The 17,225-nt window shown below is 60.7% G+C and carries 15 protein-coding genes and 1 tRNA gene; 1 reads left to right on the forward strand and 15 read right to left on the reverse strand.

The window, feature by feature from the left end:
• Positions 1–33 precede the first annotated feature (33 nt).
• The 14 genes from CQ018_RS19140 to argS all read right to left on the reverse strand — a co-directional run bounded on the left by CQ018_RS19140 (position 34) and on the right by argS (position 15,574).
• Positions 34–249 carry an ATP synthase F0 subunit C gene (locus CQ018_RS19140; protein ID WP_105551610.1) on the reverse strand — a complete coding sequence of 72 codons (216 nt, stop codon included), beginning with the start codon at positions 247–249 and terminating at the stop codon, positions 34–36.
• Positions 250–339: 90 nt separating this feature from the next.
• Positions 340–1,146, reverse strand: a complete 807-nt coding sequence (gene atpB / locus CQ018_RS19145) for a F0F1 ATP synthase subunit A (protein ID WP_105551611.1) — start codon at positions 1,144–1,146, stop codon at positions 340–342.
• 91 nt (positions 1,147–1,237) lie between these two features.
• Positions 1,238–1,471 carry an AtpZ/AtpI family protein gene (locus CQ018_RS19150; RefSeq protein WP_105551612.1) on the reverse strand — a complete coding sequence of 78 codons (234 nt, stop codon included), beginning with the start codon at positions 1,469–1,471 and terminating at the stop codon, positions 1,238–1,240.
• A gap of 1 nt (position 1,472) precedes the next feature.
• A complete protein-coding gene (locus tag CQ018_RS19155; protein WP_105551613.1) occupies positions 1,473–2,036 on the reverse strand; it encodes a hypothetical protein in 564 nt (187 codons plus the stop codon).
• Positions 2,037–2,101: 65 nt separating this feature from the next.
• On the reverse strand, positions 2,102–3,235 hold the full coding sequence (locus tag CQ018_RS19160; protein WP_105551614.1) for an MraY family glycosyltransferase: 1,134 nt from the start codon (positions 3,233–3,235) through the stop codon (positions 2,102–2,104).
• Positions 3,232–4,101 carry an L-threonylcarbamoyladenylate synthase gene (locus CQ018_RS19165; RefSeq protein ID WP_105551615.1) on the reverse strand — a complete coding sequence of 290 codons (870 nt, stop codon included), beginning with the start codon at positions 4,099–4,101 and terminating at the stop codon, positions 3,232–3,234. Before CQ018_RS19165 ends, CQ018_RS19160 begins: the two co-directional genes overlap by 4 nt.
• An 85-nt stretch (positions 4,102–4,186) precedes the next feature.
• On the reverse strand, positions 4,187–5,059 hold the full coding sequence (gene prmC / locus CQ018_RS19170; RefSeq protein WP_105551616.1) for a peptide chain release factor N(5)-glutamine methyltransferase: 873 nt from the start codon (positions 5,057–5,059) through the stop codon (positions 4,187–4,189).
• An 8-nt stretch (positions 5,060–5,067) separates the two neighbouring features.
• On the reverse strand, positions 5,068–6,150 hold the full coding sequence (prfA, locus tag CQ018_RS19175; protein ID WP_105551617.1) for a peptide chain release factor 1: 1,083 nt from the start codon (positions 6,148–6,150) through the stop codon (positions 5,068–5,070).
• Between the two features lie 134 nt (positions 6,151–6,284).
• Positions 6,285–8,627 carry a transcription termination factor Rho gene (gene rho, locus CQ018_RS19180; protein ID WP_105551618.1) on the reverse strand — a complete coding sequence of 781 codons (2,343 nt, stop codon included), beginning with the start codon at positions 8,625–8,627 and terminating at the stop codon, positions 6,285–6,287.
• A 344-nt stretch (positions 8,628–8,971) separates the two neighbouring features.
• The gene (gene thrB / locus CQ018_RS19185) at positions 8,972–9,946 is read right to left on the reverse strand and encodes a homoserine kinase (protein ID WP_105551619.1); all 975 of its coding nucleotides are present in this window, start codon (positions 9,944–9,946) and stop codon (positions 8,972–8,974) included.
• Positions 9,947–10,112: 166 nt separating this feature from the next.
• Positions 10,113–11,213 (reverse strand): threonine synthase, encoded by a 1,101-nt coding sequence (thrC, locus tag CQ018_RS19190; RefSeq protein WP_105551620.1) that lies wholly within the window; start codon positions 11,211–11,213, stop codon positions 10,113–10,115.
• Positions 11,214–12,500, reverse strand: coding sequence for a homoserine dehydrogenase (locus CQ018_RS19195; RefSeq protein WP_105551621.1), 1,287 nt, complete (start codon positions 12,498–12,500; stop codon positions 11,214–11,216).
• An 8-nt stretch (positions 12,501–12,508) separates the two neighbouring features.
• On the reverse strand, positions 12,509–13,930 hold the full coding sequence (lysA, locus tag CQ018_RS19200; RefSeq protein ID WP_105551622.1) for a diaminopimelate decarboxylase: 1,422 nt from the start codon (positions 13,928–13,930) through the stop codon (positions 12,509–12,511).
• A 3-nt stretch (positions 13,931–13,933) separates the two neighbouring features.
• Positions 13,934–15,574 (reverse strand): arginine--tRNA ligase, encoded by a 1,641-nt coding sequence (gene argS / locus CQ018_RS19205; RefSeq protein WP_105551623.1) that lies wholly within the window; start codon positions 15,572–15,574, stop codon positions 13,934–13,936.
• Between the two features lie 290 nt (positions 15,575–15,864).
• Here argS and CQ018_RS19210 point away from each other — a divergent pair, with 290 nt between their 5' ends.
• Complete coding sequence (locus CQ018_RS19210) at positions 15,865–16,692, forward strand: slipin family protein (RefSeq protein ID WP_105551624.1); 828 nt, start codon at positions 15,865–15,867, stop codon at positions 16,690–16,692.
• Positions 16,693–16,831: 139 nt separating this feature from the next.
• Here the strand turns inward: CQ018_RS19210 and CQ018_RS19215 are convergent.
• Positions 16,832–16,907: transfer RNA gene (locus CQ018_RS19215), tRNA-Arg, on the reverse strand.
• Between the last annotated feature and the right edge of the window lie 318 nt (positions 16,908–17,225).

The following is a 17,225-nucleotide window of genomic DNA, read 5'->3' on the forward strand; positions in this document are numbered from 1 at the left end:
CTGCGACAGTGGCAGGGCCACTACCAAGGGAAACTAAGCGCCGACGACGAAGGCGAAGACCAAGCCCAGGATGGCCAGTGCTTCTGCAAGGGCGAAGCCAAGCATGGCGATTGGCTGCAAGATGCGGCCTGCTTCTGGCTGGCGTGCAACGCCGTTGATGTAGGCAGCGAAGATCATGCCCACGCCGATGGCCGAACCGATAGCAGCCAGGCCGTAGCCGATCATGTTGAGGGAGCCGTGGAGTTCCATTTCGTTCCTTTCAAGATACCGACACTTTGTCGGCAGGTTGTGAGGTCATTCCCTTTTTGAAGGGGAAGTATTTGGGGGTTTTGCTCTTACTTAGTGAGCGTCTGCATCCAGGGCACCCTGGATGTAGATGGCGGTCAGCAGGGCGAAGACGAACGCCTGCAGGACCATGATCAAAAGTTCAAGGAAGTACATTGCTACGGAGCCAACGATCACCAGCACACCGATGCTGTTCATGGCCAGGGATTCCTGCACCACAATCAGGTGACGAGCACCAGTAGCAGCAAGCATGACGATGATGTGGCCCGAAAGCATGGTTGCCATCAAACGCAGTGAGTGCGTCAGCGGGCGAACGAGGAAGTTCGAGATGATTTCCAACGGCACCATCAGCGGCATGATCCAGCCCGGAACACCGGAAGGAACAACTGCGAGCTTGAAGTAGCGAATACCGTGATTCTTCACGCCTACGGCAATCCAGGTGCCGTAGATGATCAGGGCCATTGCATAGGCCGAGCCTGCATGGGAGAAGGAAGGAATCTGAAGGAACGGGATAATCCCGAACAGGTTGTTCAGCAGGACGAAGAAGAAGGTAGCGAAGAGCAACGGCACCCAGGGGCGGAAGTTCTTTTCGCCAATGATGTCGCGGCCAATGGAGTTACGTACGAACCCGTAGGCGCTCTCGGCAAGGAACTGAGTCTTGCCCGGGACCAACTTCGGGTTCTTGATAGCGGCCTTGAAGAACCACGTGATCAAAATGATCGACAGGATGATCATGATCATCTGCTTACCAAAACCGGTACCGTACTCAGCCATCCAGGGAAGGACTTCTGGAAGGTGGGTATCGCTAATGGTTGGCGGTACGTAGGGTTCTGAGGCCGTCGGAAGCGCAAACGCGGTCAACGCGCTGTCCTCTCTGCAGTTTCGGTCATGGGGCAAAGTCGGTGATTTGGCGCAGGGCGCCGTTCACCGGGTGAAGTTCTGGTGGTCGATCTCATGTGGAGGTGTCCTCGCGGCTTCGGCGCCGCTGATGATGCCGCGCCAGAAAGAAACCAGCGATTGCACCAAGAAGGGCACCAACGATTAGTAGCCATCGGGTGTCCAGTAAAAGATCCAAACCCCAGCCTATCAAACCCCAGGCGATGAGCCCGCCAATCATGTAGTTGATTGACTCGCGCACCGGGCGTTCGTGAGACAGTTTGTCGGGGTGTTGTGCGTCAGGTTCCATGTTACTTTCGCGCACCTCCGGACTGGCTTGGATCTTCATCGGCAAATACCGGGAGCCGCGCCTTAGAAAAGGCGCGTATCTCCCCGATCTGCCAGAGTACAAGTGCGCCGATGGCACCGTACATAAACGTTGGTCGGTGCACCCAGTCAGGTAGCCCCGAAAGCAGCACGAGGAAGCCCATTCCAAAGATCTTGACCACGTAGGTGAACAAGAACGCGGGAAGAGCCCACGAGCTATCGATGCGGCCGGCACCCTCGGCAATCAGCAAGCTAATTCCGAAGAAGAACACGACTATTGCTGTGGCAAAGGCGATGGATCCGGCGATCTGCGTACCCAAGAGGGGCCACGCTGCCAGGGAAGCAAGTATTCCCGCGCCAACCGTGTAGGTGGTGCAGGTCTTCAGGATGCCCATCCATGGGGAACGCGGAGCCGACGAGGCGACAAGCGCACCGTTGGCCTTTGAGCCGCGCACCGGCTTGGTCATCTGCATCCTGTTCCCTGTGTATACAGTGCTTTGGCGCAGGGGGTACTGCGCCGCAAAGTTTGTGATGGGGTTGACCTCCATGGCGGAAGCCTCTTGAATTCTACACGAGATAGAACGGGGTCACGACCCGGGGTGCCCTGAGTGGTTCAAGAACTCGAACGGCCTCTGGCGCGCTCCGCATTGAACTGCTCGATGCGGTGCCGCACCGTCGGCCCCCACGTGATGAACCCCACAACAATGAGTGCTACTGAATAGATGGGAACGAAGATTGCGCGGTCAAGGAAACCGAAGGCAACAACGCCGGTGGCGCATAGTGCCGACCACAAGTACATCAAGATGACACTCTTTTGCACGCTGTGTCCACCCTTGACCATTAGGTGATGCATGTGGCCCTGATCTGCTGCGAATGGTGACTGGCCACGTGAGAGCCGGCGGATCACCGAAAGCCCCAAATCCAAGAGTGGCAACAAGATGACGGCCGCCGGCAAGATGACTGGCATGTAGGCCGGGACGTTACGGAAGCGGAAGGCATCCTCGCCGAGCACATCCCCGGTGACTGCTATAGAGGCGGTAGCCATCAGCATGCCGATGGCCAGCACACCTGTCTCCCCCATGAAGATCGATGCGGGATTGAAGTTATGTGGCAAGAAGCCCAACGTCGCGCCCAGGAGAAGTGCGCAGAGCATTGCAGAGAAATTCGAGTAGTCTTCGGCGCTGACCCGGGTGGCAAGCATGTAGCTGTATACAAAGAAGGTGGCTGCACCTATCGCCGAGACTCCGGCGGCCAGCCCATCGAGCCCATCCATAAAGTTAATGGCATTCATGATCAGCACCACCAGCACTACCGTGATACCAATTTGCACGGCGTGCGAATCAAAGTGGACGCTTCCCACCGGCAAGGCCTTGATCACGATGCCATGTCCGGCAATGATCAGCCCGATAAACGTTTGCCCAATAAATTTGAGCCACCACTTCATGTCGAACAGATCGTCAATCACACCCATGACGACGATGAGCGCAAGAGCAAGCGCCACACCGCGAATCGGTTCGGGATTCTTGAAGATCCCATCGAAGAAGGGGATCTGGCTGGCCATGCCGAGGCCCAAATAAACGGCACCTACAATTGCAACCCCACCGAGCTTGGGTGTTGGCACCTTGTGCATATCGCGATCGCGAACATTGTCCTGAGGTAAAAACCTCACGCCAATGGGGCGTATCAGCGGGGTGAGCAGATACGAGGTCACAAAAGCGACCCCGATCAGCAGGAGATAAATTCTCATGAGGTGGCGTTGGTACCCGCGGCTTTGTTTGCAGCCGTTGCTTCATCAGCTGCGTCTGTCGCATCGGCGTCATGCGACTCAAGGTTAGGCGCAATATCTTCGACGCTCGGCGTTGCTGCGGGCTGCGCATCGTTAGGTGCCTGCGCATCGGCCGGGGCAACGGGTCCTTCACCGTTAGACGCATCGTCACTTGACGCATCGTTAATATCTAGTATCTCGGGTGCGATTTCACGCAATTGTTCAATACCCAGCGCACCGACACGGACCACGCGGGGCGGGGTAAGCGTGCAGTCAATAATTGTTGAGCTGAGCGTTTGGCCGCCGGCCACGGGACGGGGCCCGGCCTCAAGATAGACCTCGACCGACTCGCCGAGCTGGTCAAAGGCCTGCTGGGCGGTGCTTGCCGCGGGCTGACCCGTGCGATTTGCCGAGGAAACAGCCAACGGTCCGGTCAACGCAAGTAATTCCAGGGCCACCTCATCATCGGGAACCCGTAAGGCAACCGTGCCTCGAGTCTCGCCCAAATCCCAGGTCAACGAGGGCTGGGCATGCAGGATCAGGGTCAGTGCTCCGGGCCAGAACTCATCGGCAAGCGCGCGCGCCGATGCCGGAACATCGATGGCAAGCCCATCCATGGTCTGCACCGAGGGAATCAGCACCGGTGGTGGCATGTTCCGTCCGCGGCCCTTACTCGCCAGCAAGGTGGAGACAGCCTGGGCCGAAAATGCGTCGGCGGCAATGCCATACACCGTGTCGGTGGGCATGACGATGCAGCGTTGGGCGGAGATTGCACCCTGGGCGGCCTGGAGTCCGGTGGTCCGAGTCGCTGGGTCGTTAGCATCAAAACGTGAAGTCACGCTGTCCATTCTTCCATGTGTAAGGGCCATTCTGGGCGCTATAGGTGCTCCGTGGCCGGTCGATGAGATCGCGTACGCGCTGGCCGCGGCTCTCTTAGCCGCGGCGGATGGCGCTTGTTGATCGATCGCGTCCGGTCAGATCGAGGTTTGTGGTGATATTTTCCCACGCACCGGACTCTTGGAACATCTTGCGCATTTGTGCCGCCTGAACTTCCGCGTGTTCCATCACGAAGAAGCCGCCGGGGCGCAACAACCGTGCCGCGGTGGCCTCTGCGGCACGCGGCATGATCATCCCATCGGCTCCTCCCCCATACAGTGCCATGTGTGGGTCGTGCTCCCGGGCCTCGGGTTCACGCGGAACGGCATTTGCCGGAATATACGGCGGATTTGAGACAACCACATCGCAGGAGCCGTTCAGCTCGCCGAAGGCCTCACGCATATCCCCGTGTACCAGGGTGACGCCCAGCGGTTCGAGGTTTTTGCGTGAATACGGGTAGGCATCATCGGAAAGTTCAACCGCATACACCCGTGCCGTGGTGTTCTCATGGGCCAGCGAGCCGGCGATGGCACCGGATCCGGTCCCCAGATCCACCATGAGCGGGCGCTGCAGCGGTGCAGCAAAATCCAGTGCCAGCTGCACCACCGTCTCGGTTTCCGGACGCGGCACAAACACCCCGGGACCCACCGCCAGATCAAGATAACGGAAATGGGCGATGCCGGTCAGGTGTTGCAACGGCAACCGGGTCACCCTGGCCGCGATGAGCCGCTCAAATTCCGGGCCATGTTCGGCACCGAAGGATTCACCCATGAGTTGCAGCATGGTGAGCCTGCCGCGAGATACGCCCAATACGTGAGCCGCCAGGAGCTCGGCGTCGACCATCGGGGTCGGAACCCCGGCGGCCGCTAACCGTGCAGCGGCATCGGCCAACACCTGGCCCAGGGGTTGGCCGAAACCTTTGTACGTCATCGTGCGTCTTAGTCCTTGTCCCCGCCGATGGCGTCCAGACGCTGCTTCTCATCGAGCTCGATGCAGGAGGTGATCAGCGGCTCAAGTTCGCCGTTCATCACGGCGTCAAGATTGTAGGCCTTGTAGCCGGTGCGGTGATCGGCAATACGGTTTTCCGGGTAATTGTAGGTGCGGATGCGCTCTGAGCGGTCCATGGTACGCACCTGTGACTTGCGGATATCGGAGTTTTCCGCGTCGATGATGGCCTGCTGGTGAGCCAGCAAACGCGAGCGCAGCACGCGCATTGCCGCTTCACGGTTCTGGATCTGCGACTTTTCGTTCTGCATGGCAACCACGATGCCGGTAGGAATGTGGGTCACGCGCACCGCGGAGTCGGTGGTGTTTACCGATTGCCCACCGGGGCCCGAGGAACGGTACACATCGACCTTCAGGTCATTGGCGTGGATGTCGACTTCTTCGGGCTCGTCAACCTCGGGAAGCACCAGCACGCCAGCGGCCGAGGTGTGGATGCGGCCCTGAGATTCGGTCTGCGGCACGCGCTGCACGCGGTGCACCCCGCCCTCAAACTTCAGGTGCGCGTAAACGCCCTGAGCCGGGTCGTTCGACTTACCCTTAATGGCAACCTGCGCATCCTTGTAACCGCCGAGGTCGGACTCGTTGAAGGAGATCATCTCAACCTTCCAGCCCATGTGCTCCGCGTAGCGGGTGTACATGCGCAGCAGGTCGGCCGCGAAGAGCGCCGCCTCATCGCCGCCTTCACCGCCCTTGACCTCAAGGATGACATCGCGCGCGTCGTTGGGGTCGCGCGGGATCAGTAGACGGCGCAGCTTTTCGGCGACGGCCGGCAGTGTTTCCTCAAGCGTGGCGACCTCTTCGGCAAAGTCCGGATCCTCGTCGGCCATTTCGCGGGCCGTCTCAAGGTCGTCGTTCATCTGGCTCCAGCGCTTGTACGCCTCGACGATGCCGTTGAGCTGAGCGGAGCGACGGCCGAGCTTCCGGGCCAGGGCCTGGTCTTGGTATACGGCGGGGTCCGAGAGCTGCGCCTGAATGGCTGCGTGCTCATCGAGTAGTCCCTGGACTGACTCAAACATATTGGTTCTTCCTTCACGACGACTAGTTCCAGTGTAAGGAACTGAAATTGGTTTTGGGTATTAACGACCAACGCCCAGCCTCACCTTGTGCACCGGAAAAATCCGGGCACGGTGAAACTGGGCGTATAAGGTAGCTAGGCGTCGTTCTTGGAACCCAGCGTGGTCTTGTTGATGAGCATCAGGAACTCGGCGTTGGAGCTGGTTTCACGGATCTTGCCCGTGAGGGTCTCCAGTGCCTGCTGCGTATCGAGGCCCGAGAGCACGCGGCGCAGGCGCCACATGATGCGCACCTCGTCCGGGGAGAGCAGGTTCTCTTCGCGGCGGGTGCCGGACTCGTTGACGTCGACCGCCGGGAAGATGCGCTTGTCCGCAAGCTTGCGGGACAGACGGAGCTCCATGTTGCCGGTGCCCTTGAACTCTTCGAAGATGACCTCGTCCATCTTGGACCCAGTCTCCACCAGCGCTGTTGCAAGGATGGTCAGCGAGCCGCCGTTTTCGATGTTGCGAGCAGCACCGAAGAAGCGCTTCGGCGGGTAGAGCGCCGAGGAATCGACACCACCGGAGAGGATACGACCGGAGGCCGGAGCCGCCAGGTTGTACGCACGGCCCAGACGGGTCATCGAGTCAAGCAGGACCACGACGTCCATGCCCATTTCCACCAGGCGCTTGGCGCGCTCGATGGCGAGCTCGGCAACCGTGGTGTGGTCATCTGCCGGGCGGTCGAAGGTCGAGGCAATAACCTCCCCCTTGACGGTGCGCTGCATGTCGGTGACTTCTTCGGGACGCTCGTCAACCAGGACCATCATCAGGTGTACTTCTGGGTTGTTGATGGTGATGGCATTGGCGATCGACTGCAAGATCAGCGTCTTACCGGCCTTCGGCGGGGAAACGATCAGGCCACGCTGGCCCTTACCGATCGGTGCTACCAGGTCGATGACACGTGGGCCGATCAGCTTCGGATCGGTCTCCAGGCGCAGACGATCCGTCGGGTAGAGCGGGGTCAACTTGGAGAACTCAACGCGGTTGGTGTTCTCCTCCGGGGACTTGCCATTGATCGCGGTGAGCTTGACCAGTGCGTTGAACTTGGCACGGGTGTTGGCGTTCTCGTTTTCGCGCGGAGCACGAATGGCACCGACTACCGCATCACCCTTGCGCAGGTTGTACTTCTTGACCTGGTTCAGCGTGACGTAGACATCGTTGGGGCCGGCAAGGTAACCGGTGGTGCGGATGAACGCGTAGTTATCCAGCACGTCAAGGATGCCGGCTACCGGCAGCAGTACATCCGAATCGCTGAACTCGGTGTCATCGACATCCGGCTGGTTGCGGTTGCGGCGGTTGCGCGAGTTACGGTCCGTGCGATCATGACGGTCGTTACGGTCGTTACGGTCGTTGCGCTCAGGGCGATCGCCACGGTCGTTGCGCTCGGAGTTGCGGGCCTCGTTGCGTTCGCGGTTACGCTCACGGTTACGCTCATTGCGCTCACGGTTGCGTTCGCGGCGGGCAGCTGCACGCTCTTCGGCAGTTTCGCGGGTGCGCTCGTTGCCTTCAGAGGCGGATTCGGCGTTGTTATCCGAAGCGTTATCCGAAGCATTAGCCGAATCCCTCTCGGGCTGGGCCGGTGCCTCGGTGTGCTCGGTCGAATCGGTGTTCTCGGAGGATTCCGAGTGCGAATCGCGACGATTGCGGTTACGGTCGCGACGATTGCGGTTGCGCTCGTGGCGGTCATTGCGATCGTTACGCTCGTTGCGGTGCTCGGAGGAATCGGTGCGTTCTGCATCGGTACCCGTGGCCTGCTCTTGGGCCGGAGCCTCGGTAACGTTCTGTGCCGCCGGTGCCTGCACTACCTGCTCGGTTGCCGGTGCAACGGTTGCCGATTCTGCGCGGCGGTTACGTGTATTGCGGCGCGGCGCCCGATCCTCAACCGGAGCCGCAACGGCTTCGGTGGTTTCGATGATTGCTGCCGGGGCGGTGGCGGTACCGGTGGATTCGGCACGACGTGAGCGGGTGCGGCGCGGTGCAGCTTCCTCGGCTACCGGCGCAACATCTGCTACTGGTGCCACCAGTGGGGCTTCGCTGGTGGCTTCAGCCTTGACCGGAGCCTTGGTGGTGCGACGAACCGGGGCCTTCTTCTCCGCAGCGGCAGGTGCCTGCGTGGATTCGGCCTTGGCTGCACTCTTGGCAGGTGCCTTGGTGGCGGCTGCCTTGGTAGCAGGTGCCTTATCGGCGGCCTTAGCCGGAGCCTTGGCTTCGGCCTTGGGCTCTGCCTTGGCCTTAGCGTCACGATCGGCAACTGAGCCGCCGCGTTGGTGATTTGAAATCGCGCTGACAAGATCGCTCTTGCGCATACGTGATCCGCCGGTGATACCCAGCTGGGACGCAAGTACCTGCAATTGTGCAAGTTTCAGGCCAGCGAGTCCGCCGCCCTTGGTTGCGTTTGTTTCTTCCACGCCTGCATTTAGGCTGGTGGTTTCGGTCACGAAGGTTCCTTCCCCCTCGTCGGGCGGATCGATAGAGTAATCCGCGACGTTTGACTTCCCCCCTTTGTCCGCTTCAGATGCGAAGAAAGGGTATTACCGCTCACCGGCTACCTCAAGGGTAGATCGGCATCACGGTTGATTCGTGCGTGAGACACATCAACGCGGCTGTTGCTCATCACGAAGGACGAACTGATGCTTGTGGTTGGTGTGAGGGTGCTTGCAGCTGTCGGCCAAGCATGGTTTGGCGGCGGTCATCCGCACCCACGTAAGGGCGGCGGCTGAAGGTTGCACGAAACGCGTTGAACCGGACCCAAGATCTGGGCAGGTCCGCTAAGAGACTTGTGCTAAAGCACTTCTACTCTAACACCGCTTGGGGCAACACGCGGAATCAGGACACGCCACGAGGCTTGCGTGTGCCCTTGAGCATGAGTATCGATGGCCGCGGCGACCTGTTGTGCAGCATCCTGCCCATTACAGAGCACCAGCACCGTGGGGCCGGCACCGGAAACTACCGCGGCAAATCCCTGCGCCCGTAGATCTTGAATCAACGCGGCGCTCAACGGCATGGCCGGGGCACGGAATGACTGATGTAAGAAGTCCTGGGTGGAAATCAGCAGGTTGGCCGGGTCGTGTGCCAGTGAATGGATCAGCAGCCCGACGCGGCCACCGTTGGCCGCGGCCACGCCGTGATCCACGCTGGCCGGCAACAGCCCGCGGGCGGCGTGTGTGGAGAGTTCGAAGTCGGGGATGGCAATGACCGGAACAATGTCCGGGTGCAAGACCCCCTGCACGGTACCGAAACCGGCGCTTGGCTCGTCGGTGACCCAGGACAGCGTCAATCCGCCATAAACGGCAGGTGCAACATTATCCGGGTGACCTTCCCAGCGTGCCGCGGCCTGGAAGATCTCTTCGAGTCCCACCTGGGCATTGTGGGGCAGCAGCGCGTTGGCTGCCGCTAACGCGCTGACGATTGCCGCGGCGCTGGAACCCATGCCACGGCCGTGCGGAATGTTGTTGGTGGCTTCGATGAGTAGACCGGATGGCTCAAAGCCGGCCTCGGCCCAACGTTCAAGCATGGTTTTGGCGATCAGGTGGGTTGCGTCCTTGGGCAGGAAGGCGGCTCCCTCACCGGTAATTTCAACCTTCACTCCCGGGGTTTCAAGGGTATGTACCGTGAGGGTGTCACACACCGAAAGTGCCAGGCCCAAAACATCAAAACCAGGCCCGAGGTTAGCGGTGGTCGCCGGCACGTGTACGGCGATTGACTGGCCTGGCTGGATTTTTGCCAACTGCTTCTGGGCTACCGGTTTGATCACCATGATCGCGTGTTATTCCCTCAAGTTTTTTACTGATGATGTATCGGCCAGACACCGAACCGTGTGGCATGTCTAAACGCTATGCCACACGGTTCGATGCTGGCCGTTGCTACTTGGCCGTCAATGCCTGGGTACCAATTGCGGGCACCAAAGCATGTTGAGCGATTTTTTAGGCGAGGCCGAGCGCGCCGGCGACAGCGACGACGTCGAAGGCGACCTTGGTCGGTGCCACGTCGGTGCCATCTGCGGTCTTCAGTGCCCAGTCGGGGTCCTTCAGGCCGTGGCCGGTCACCGTGATCACGATGGTCTTGCCGCTTGGGACATCACCCGCCGCATGGTGCTTGATCAGGCCCGCGACGCCCGCGGCGGAGCCCGGCTCCACGAAGACGCCCTCGCGGGAAGAAAGCCAGCGGTGTGCGGCGAGGATTTCCTCATCGGTCACCGAGTCAATGATTCCGCCGGAGGCATCGCGCGCTTCCTCGGCCTTGGCCCAGGAGGCGGGGTTGCCGATGCGGATGGCTGTGGCAATGGTGTCGGGTTCGGTCACCGGGTGGCCCAGCACGATGGGGGCCGCGCCGGCTGCCTGGAAGCCCCACATGATCGGGGTCTTGGTGGACACCGGGGCCAGCACCGCACCGGCCTGGTTGGTGTACTGCGAAGCGTACTCCGTGTACCCCCTCCAGTAGGCGGTGATGTTGCCCGCGTTGCCCACCGGCAGCACGTGGTAATCCGGTGCATCGCCCAGGAAATCGACGACCTCGAAGGCACCGGTCTTCTGGCCCTCGATGCGTGCCGGGTTTACCGAGTTTACAAGGAATACCGGGTAGTTTTCGCTCAGCTTGCGGGCTACCTCGAGGCAGTTATCGAAGTTGCCATCGATCTGGATAATGTCGGCGCCGTGCGCGATCGCCTGGGACATTTTGCCCATGGAGATCTTGCCATCCGGAACCAGCACCGCGCACTTGAGCCCGGCCTGGGTCGCGTAGGCGGCCGCGGAGGCGGAGGTGTTGCCGGTGGAGGCACAGACAACTGCCTTGGCACCGGCGGCAACCGCGGCGGTCATCGCCATGGTCATCCCGCGGTCTTTGAAGGAGCCGGTGGGGTTCATGCCCTCGACCTTCAGGTACACGGTTGAACCGGTCAGTTCGCTCAGCGCCGGGGCGAACACCAACGGGGTGCCACCCTCACCGAGGGTAATGACCTTGGTATTTTCGTCAACGGGCAGGCGATCGGCATATTCGCGGATGACTCCGCGCCACTGGTGGGCCACTTAGTTTCCTTCAACTCGCAGGACAGAGATTACTTCTTGGACGGCATCCATGTGGGCAACGGTTGCAACGGTTGCTGCAAGCGCGGATTCAATGGAGCGGTGGGTGACGATGCGCAAATCGGCGACACCCGGTGCGCCATCGGCGCTGGCGCCCTGGCGCATGGTCTCGATGGAGACACCATTTTTCGCGAAGATCGCGGTGATTGCCGCCAGCACGCCGGATTCGTCGGTGACCCGCATGCCGATGGCATAGCTGGTGGCGATACGCGCGAAATCGAGCACCTTGACCGCCTGCTGGTTGGCGATGGCCGGCAGTGGACCGCCGGAGACCACGCGGCGCGCCACGGCGACCGTGTCACCAAGTACCGCCGAGGCGGTCGGGGCTCCCCCGGCGCCGCGACCGTAGAACATCAGTTCACCGGCGTTTTCGGCCTCGATAAATACAGCGTTAAACGCTCCGTGGACCGCGGCCAGTGGGTGCGTGCGCGGAAGCAGTGTGGGGTGCACGCGTACGCCGATGCCTTCGTCGGTGCGTTCGGCGATGGCCAACAGCTTGATGACCATGCCTGAGTCCTTGGCTGCGGCAACATCGTCCGCGCTGATCTTGGAGATCCCCTCACAATGCACATCCGCGTAGGCGAAGTTGGTGTGGAAGGCCAACGAGGCAAGGATTGCTGCCTTGGCTGCGGCATCGTGACCCTCAACATCTGCCGTGGGGTCGGCTTCCGCATAGCCCAATGCTTGGGCTTCGGCCAATACCTCACCGAACTGGGCGCCGGTGGTGTCCATGGCGTCGAGGATGAAGTTGGTGGTGCCATTGACGATGCCCATGACCTTGGTGATCGTATCCCCGGAGAGAGAATCAGAGATCGGACGCAGGATCGGGATGGCCCCGGCCACCGCGGCCTCGTAACGCAGCTGGGCGTTATTGGCGAAGGCCAGCGCGTTGAGTTCCGCGCCATCGGCGGCTAGCAGTGCCTTATTGCCGGTGATCACCGAGGCGCCACGGGTCAGTGCCCGGCGAATCAGCGCGCCTGCGGGCTCCAGGCCACCGAGTAATTCAATGACGATGTCGGCGCCATCAACCAGGGTTTGCGCGTCGGTGGTGAAAAGCTCTGCAGGAATCTCTACATCGCGCTTGGTGGCGGTGTTGCGTACCGCGATGCCGGCAAGTTCCAGACGAGCGCCGGCGCGGTCTTCGAGCACCGCCGCATCGTCGAGCAGAATGCGTGCCACTTGGGCTCCCACATTGCCGCAGCCAAGCAGGGCTACCTTCAGTGTTTTCACGTGTTTTTCTATGCTCCCAAATCGCGGGCCAACAGGTCGGCTTCGGTTTCCCTGCGGATGATGGCGCGTGCCGCGCCGTTACGTACAGCAACTACTGCCGGGCGACCCAGGTAATTGTAGTTACTTGCCAGGGCCCAGCAATACGCGCCGGTGCCCGGAACGGCCAAAAGATCGCCGGCGGCAACATCCTCGGGCAGGTAAACGTCCCGTACGACTATGTCACCGGATTCGCAGTGTTTGCCAACCACGCGGGAAATAATCGGGTCACTTGCCGTCACACGGGAGGCCAAAACGGCCGAGTAATCTGCATCGTAGAGCACCGGACGGGCGTTATCGCTCATCCCGCCATCGACCGAAACATAGCGACGTGGGGCAAGCTCACCAGCAGTCGATTCCACGTGAACGGTTTTACGCACACCTGTCTCATAGAGCGTGAAGGTCGAGGAACCGGCAATCGCGCGGCCCGGTTCGATGGAGATCCGTGGGATCTTGATGCCAAGCTCGGTTGCCGTCTGCCAGACGGTAGCCGCCATGGCCGCCGCCAGGGTCACCGGGCTGGACGGGGTATCAACCTCGGTATAGGCAATGCCGTAGCCGCCACCCAAATCCAGCTCCGGAAGCTCGACGCCGTGGATCGTCTTGATGTGCGCCAGGAAGCCCATGAGCTTCTGCGCTGCCAGTTCAAAGCCCTCGGCCTCGAAGATCTGCGAACCAATGTGGGCGTGCAGACCCAGCAGGTTCAGTTCCGGGTGTTCTAGAGCAAAGCTGACCGCCGTATCGGCCGGAGAATTTTCATCGCCCACCCCGATCATGGAGAGGCCAAACTTCTGGTCCTCGTGCGCGGTGGCGATTGCCTCATGGGTGCTTGCATGCACCCCGGGGGTCAGCCGCAGCATCACATTTGCCGTGCTGCCCAGCTGGCTGGCCAGGGCGCCCACGCGCTCGAGTTCATCAAGTGAGTCAACGACGATGCGTCCGACACCATTTTCGATGGCCGTGGTGATCTCGGAGACCGACTTGTTATTCCCGTGCAGGGAGAGATTTTCTGCCGGTACCCCGGCGACGCGGGCCACCGCCATTTCCCCGCCCGAGCAGGTGTCAAGGCGTAGCCCCTCGGCGGTGACCCAGCGGGCCACCTCGGTGCTCAAGAAGGCCTTGCCGGCGTAGTAGACATCTACCCCACCGCACAAATCCTTGAATGCTTCATCGAAGGCCTGCTTGAAGCCGCGGGCACGGGCACGGAAATCGTCCTCATCGAGCACAAAGAGCGGAGTACCAAACTCCTGGGCCAACGCCGAGACCGGGATTCCCTGGACCGCAAGTTCGCCGCTTTCGGCACGGGCAACCCCTGCCGCCCACTGGTTTGGCACCAGCGCGTTGGCGTCGGCCGGGAAGGAAAGCCAGCTAGGAGCAAGTGGTGAAATAGCCATAATTTACATCTTCTCCGGTGCCGAGACGCCCAGCAGGTCAAGCCCGTTGGCCAAGACCTGAGTGGTTGCGTCGTTGAGCCACAGGCGGGTGCCGTGGATTGCTTCGATCGGCTCATCGCCGATCGGGGTGACGCGGCAGGCGGCATACCAGGAGTGGTAGGCGCCGGCCAGGGCCTCGATGTGGCGGGCCACGCGGTGCGGTTCGCGGAAGGTTGCGGCCTGAGCGACGACCGAGGGGAACTGGCCCAACGCGGCGAGCAGATCGTTTTCGGTCTCGTGGGTCAGCAGGCTCGCATCGAAGGAGGCGCGGGTGACGCCCTTTTCCAGCGCATTGCGGGATGCGGCGCAGGAGCGTGCGTGGGCGTACTGCACGTAGAACACCGGGTTGTCGTTGGTGTTCTTCTTCAGCTGCTCCGGGTCGATGGTCATCGGCGAATCCGCCGGGTAGCGGCCCAGCGAGTAACGCAGCGCATCGGCACCGAGCCAGTTGATCAGATCGCGCAGCTCGATGATATTGCCGGCGCGCTTGGACAGGCGGGCACCGTTGACCGAGATCAGCTGGCCGATCAGCACCTCGATGTTCTTGTCCTTGTCGTCCCCCGCGCAGGCCGCGATGGCCTTGAGGCGGTTGACGTAGCCGTGGTGATCCGCCCCCAGCAGGTAGATCTTCTCGCTGAAGCCGCGGTCCTTCTTGGACAGGTAGTAGGCGGCGTCGGCGGCAAAGTAGGTGGGCTCCCCGTTGGCACGGATCAGCACGCGGTCCTTGTCATCCCCGAAGTCGGTGGTGCGCAACCAGACGGCACCATCGGTGTCATCGATGTGGCCCTGCTCGCGCAGACGTGCCACGGCATCTTCAACGGCTCCCCCGGCATGCAAAGCCTGCTCGGAGAAGAACACGTCGAACTTCACACCGAAGTCATCAAGGGTGTCCTTGATGTCGGCCATCTGCGCAATGTAGGCGGCCTGGCGCACGATCGGCAGTGCGGCTTCCTGGGTCAGGTTGCGGATATCCGGGTGATTGCGAGCCACGGTATCGGCAAGATCCTGGACGTAGCCACCCGGGTAACCACCCTCGGGCACCGGCAGGCCGTGCAGGCGGTTGTAGACGGAGAGAGCAAAGATATTCATCTGATTGCCGGCGTCGTTAATGTAGTACTCACTGGTGACCGATGCGCCGCTGGCCTTCAGCACACGGGCGATCGAGTCGCCCAGCGCGGCCCAGCGGGTGTGACCGATGTGCAGCGGGCCGGTGGGGTTCGCCGAGACGAATTCCATGTTGATTACGTGCCCAGCCAACGCATCGTTGGTGCCGAAGGATGCTCCGGCCTCCACGATGGTCTTGGCGAGCTCACCGGCGGCGCCGGCCTCTAGGGTGATGTTCAGGAAACCGGGTCCTGCGATCTCTACCTTTGCAACACCGGCGGCATCTGCCAAGCGGGTGGCAAGGATCTGGGCGAAGTCGCGCGGGTTCATTGACGCCTTCTTACCCAGCTGCAGGGCGATGTTTGTGGCCCAGTCGCCGTGCTCGCGACTCTTCGGTCGCTCCACACGCACACTATCGGGTACATCGACGGAAATCTGGCCTTCGGCGACTGCATCGCGGAGGCAAGCGGAAATGGCTGTGGAGAGTTCTTCAGGAGTCACCCCTCAAGGATAACCGGGGGTGGGGCCCTCTTTTGTCGATGTGACGTGGCGACGTCGCACACATCAAGCACAGTTAACTCTTTTGCGTGCACCGGGGAGCCGCTACGAGAAATTCTCATACCCACCAGGCAGCACCGCACCATAGGGCTTTTGACTCCTCTCACCGACCAGCTGGAAGCTCACCATTGAAGCGTCGCAGGCATTGCGTGGGGCGTCCCCGGCGAGGTTGTGGCAGGACGGCTACGGTTCCGTTTGCCAGCCGTTATCCGTTCATGGGCTCAGGAGGAGTCATGAGTGTAAGCATCGTAATCTACGTGCTAGTTATTCTGTTGGTGCTGGTTCTTAGCAGGCTCGCGCTTCACGTGGTTAAGCAATATGAAATGGGCGTTGTCTTCCGGCTGGGCAGGGTCATCGGGGTCAAAAAACCGGGCTTGGTCATGATCATCCCGGTGATCGATCGCCTGCACAAAGTTTCGTTGCGGATCGTCACCCTGCCGATCCAATCGCAGGGCATTATTACTCGTGACAATGTCAGTGTGGATATTTCGGCTGTCGCATACTTCCGGGTACTCGACGCGGTGAAATCGGTGGTTGTCATCGAAAACGTGTATGCGGCGATCGACCAGATTGCCCAAACAACGCTGCGCAAGGTGGTGGGACAACACACGCTCGATGAGACGTTGGCGGAGACCGATGTGATCAATTCCGGCATCCGCGAAATTTTGGATGTGACGACACTTGAGTGGGGTGTTGAGGTCACGCTGGTTGAGCTCAAAGACATCCAATTACCCGAGAGCATGAAACGGGCGATGGCCCGCCAGGCGGAGGCCGAACGTGAGAAGCGGGCAAAGATCATTGCCGCCGAAGGTGAATCCTTGGCCGCCGCGGCCTTGGGCAGCGCCTCGGACACCGAGATGGCGCACCCGCTGGCCCTGCAACTAAGAAATTTGCAGACACTAATGGAAATCTCTGTCGATAAGAATTCGACAGTCATCTTCCCAGCACCGCTGATGAGCACCATTAGTGAGCTTGGCGCGTTTCTTGCCCATGAGGCCGAGGCAGCGCTACGTTCCGCGGCACCACCGACTAATGAAGCAGGTCATCATCTAGCTGCCTGAGCCGATAACACAAGGTGCAAGCTCTCCGATGTGGCACGGCATTCAAATACCAAAATGGGGGCGCCTGTTTAGCGGGTGGCGGAGCAAAGGAAAACTCCCCTGCTTCTTCGTGAAAACACTAGGATGCAGGGGAGTTTCTTGGTGCCCTCGGCGGGAATTGAACCCGCGGCCTTTCGCTTCGGAGGCGAACGCTCTATCCCCTGAGCTACGAGGGCGTACTGGTCGTAAAATCTAAATGCTTCGAATTTTCTACGTTTTCCAGCTGGGAACGTAGAAGAGCTTAGCAGGTGAGCCTCGTGGAATCACAAATTGCGCCAACTGCTGTGTCTCCTTGTGCTTTAAGTTAAGCAGCCCCCGTGGTGACGGCGAATCTCCACGGGGGCCTAACCTCTACAGTCCTCGAGAAAAGACGTATCGGCTGATAGGAACAGTACAGGGGTTCACCGGTTTGTTCCGCATTTTCACCACGTGATCCTGCCTACAGCGTCAAGCACTTCGCTAAATTTGTCCATACTCCCGGTGCGGGGTGAGCC

Source organism: Arthrobacter sp. MYb227, assembly GCF_002975435.1.
Taxonomy (GTDB): domain Bacteria; phylum Actinomycetota; class Actinomycetes; order Actinomycetales; family Micrococcaceae; genus Paeniglutamicibacter.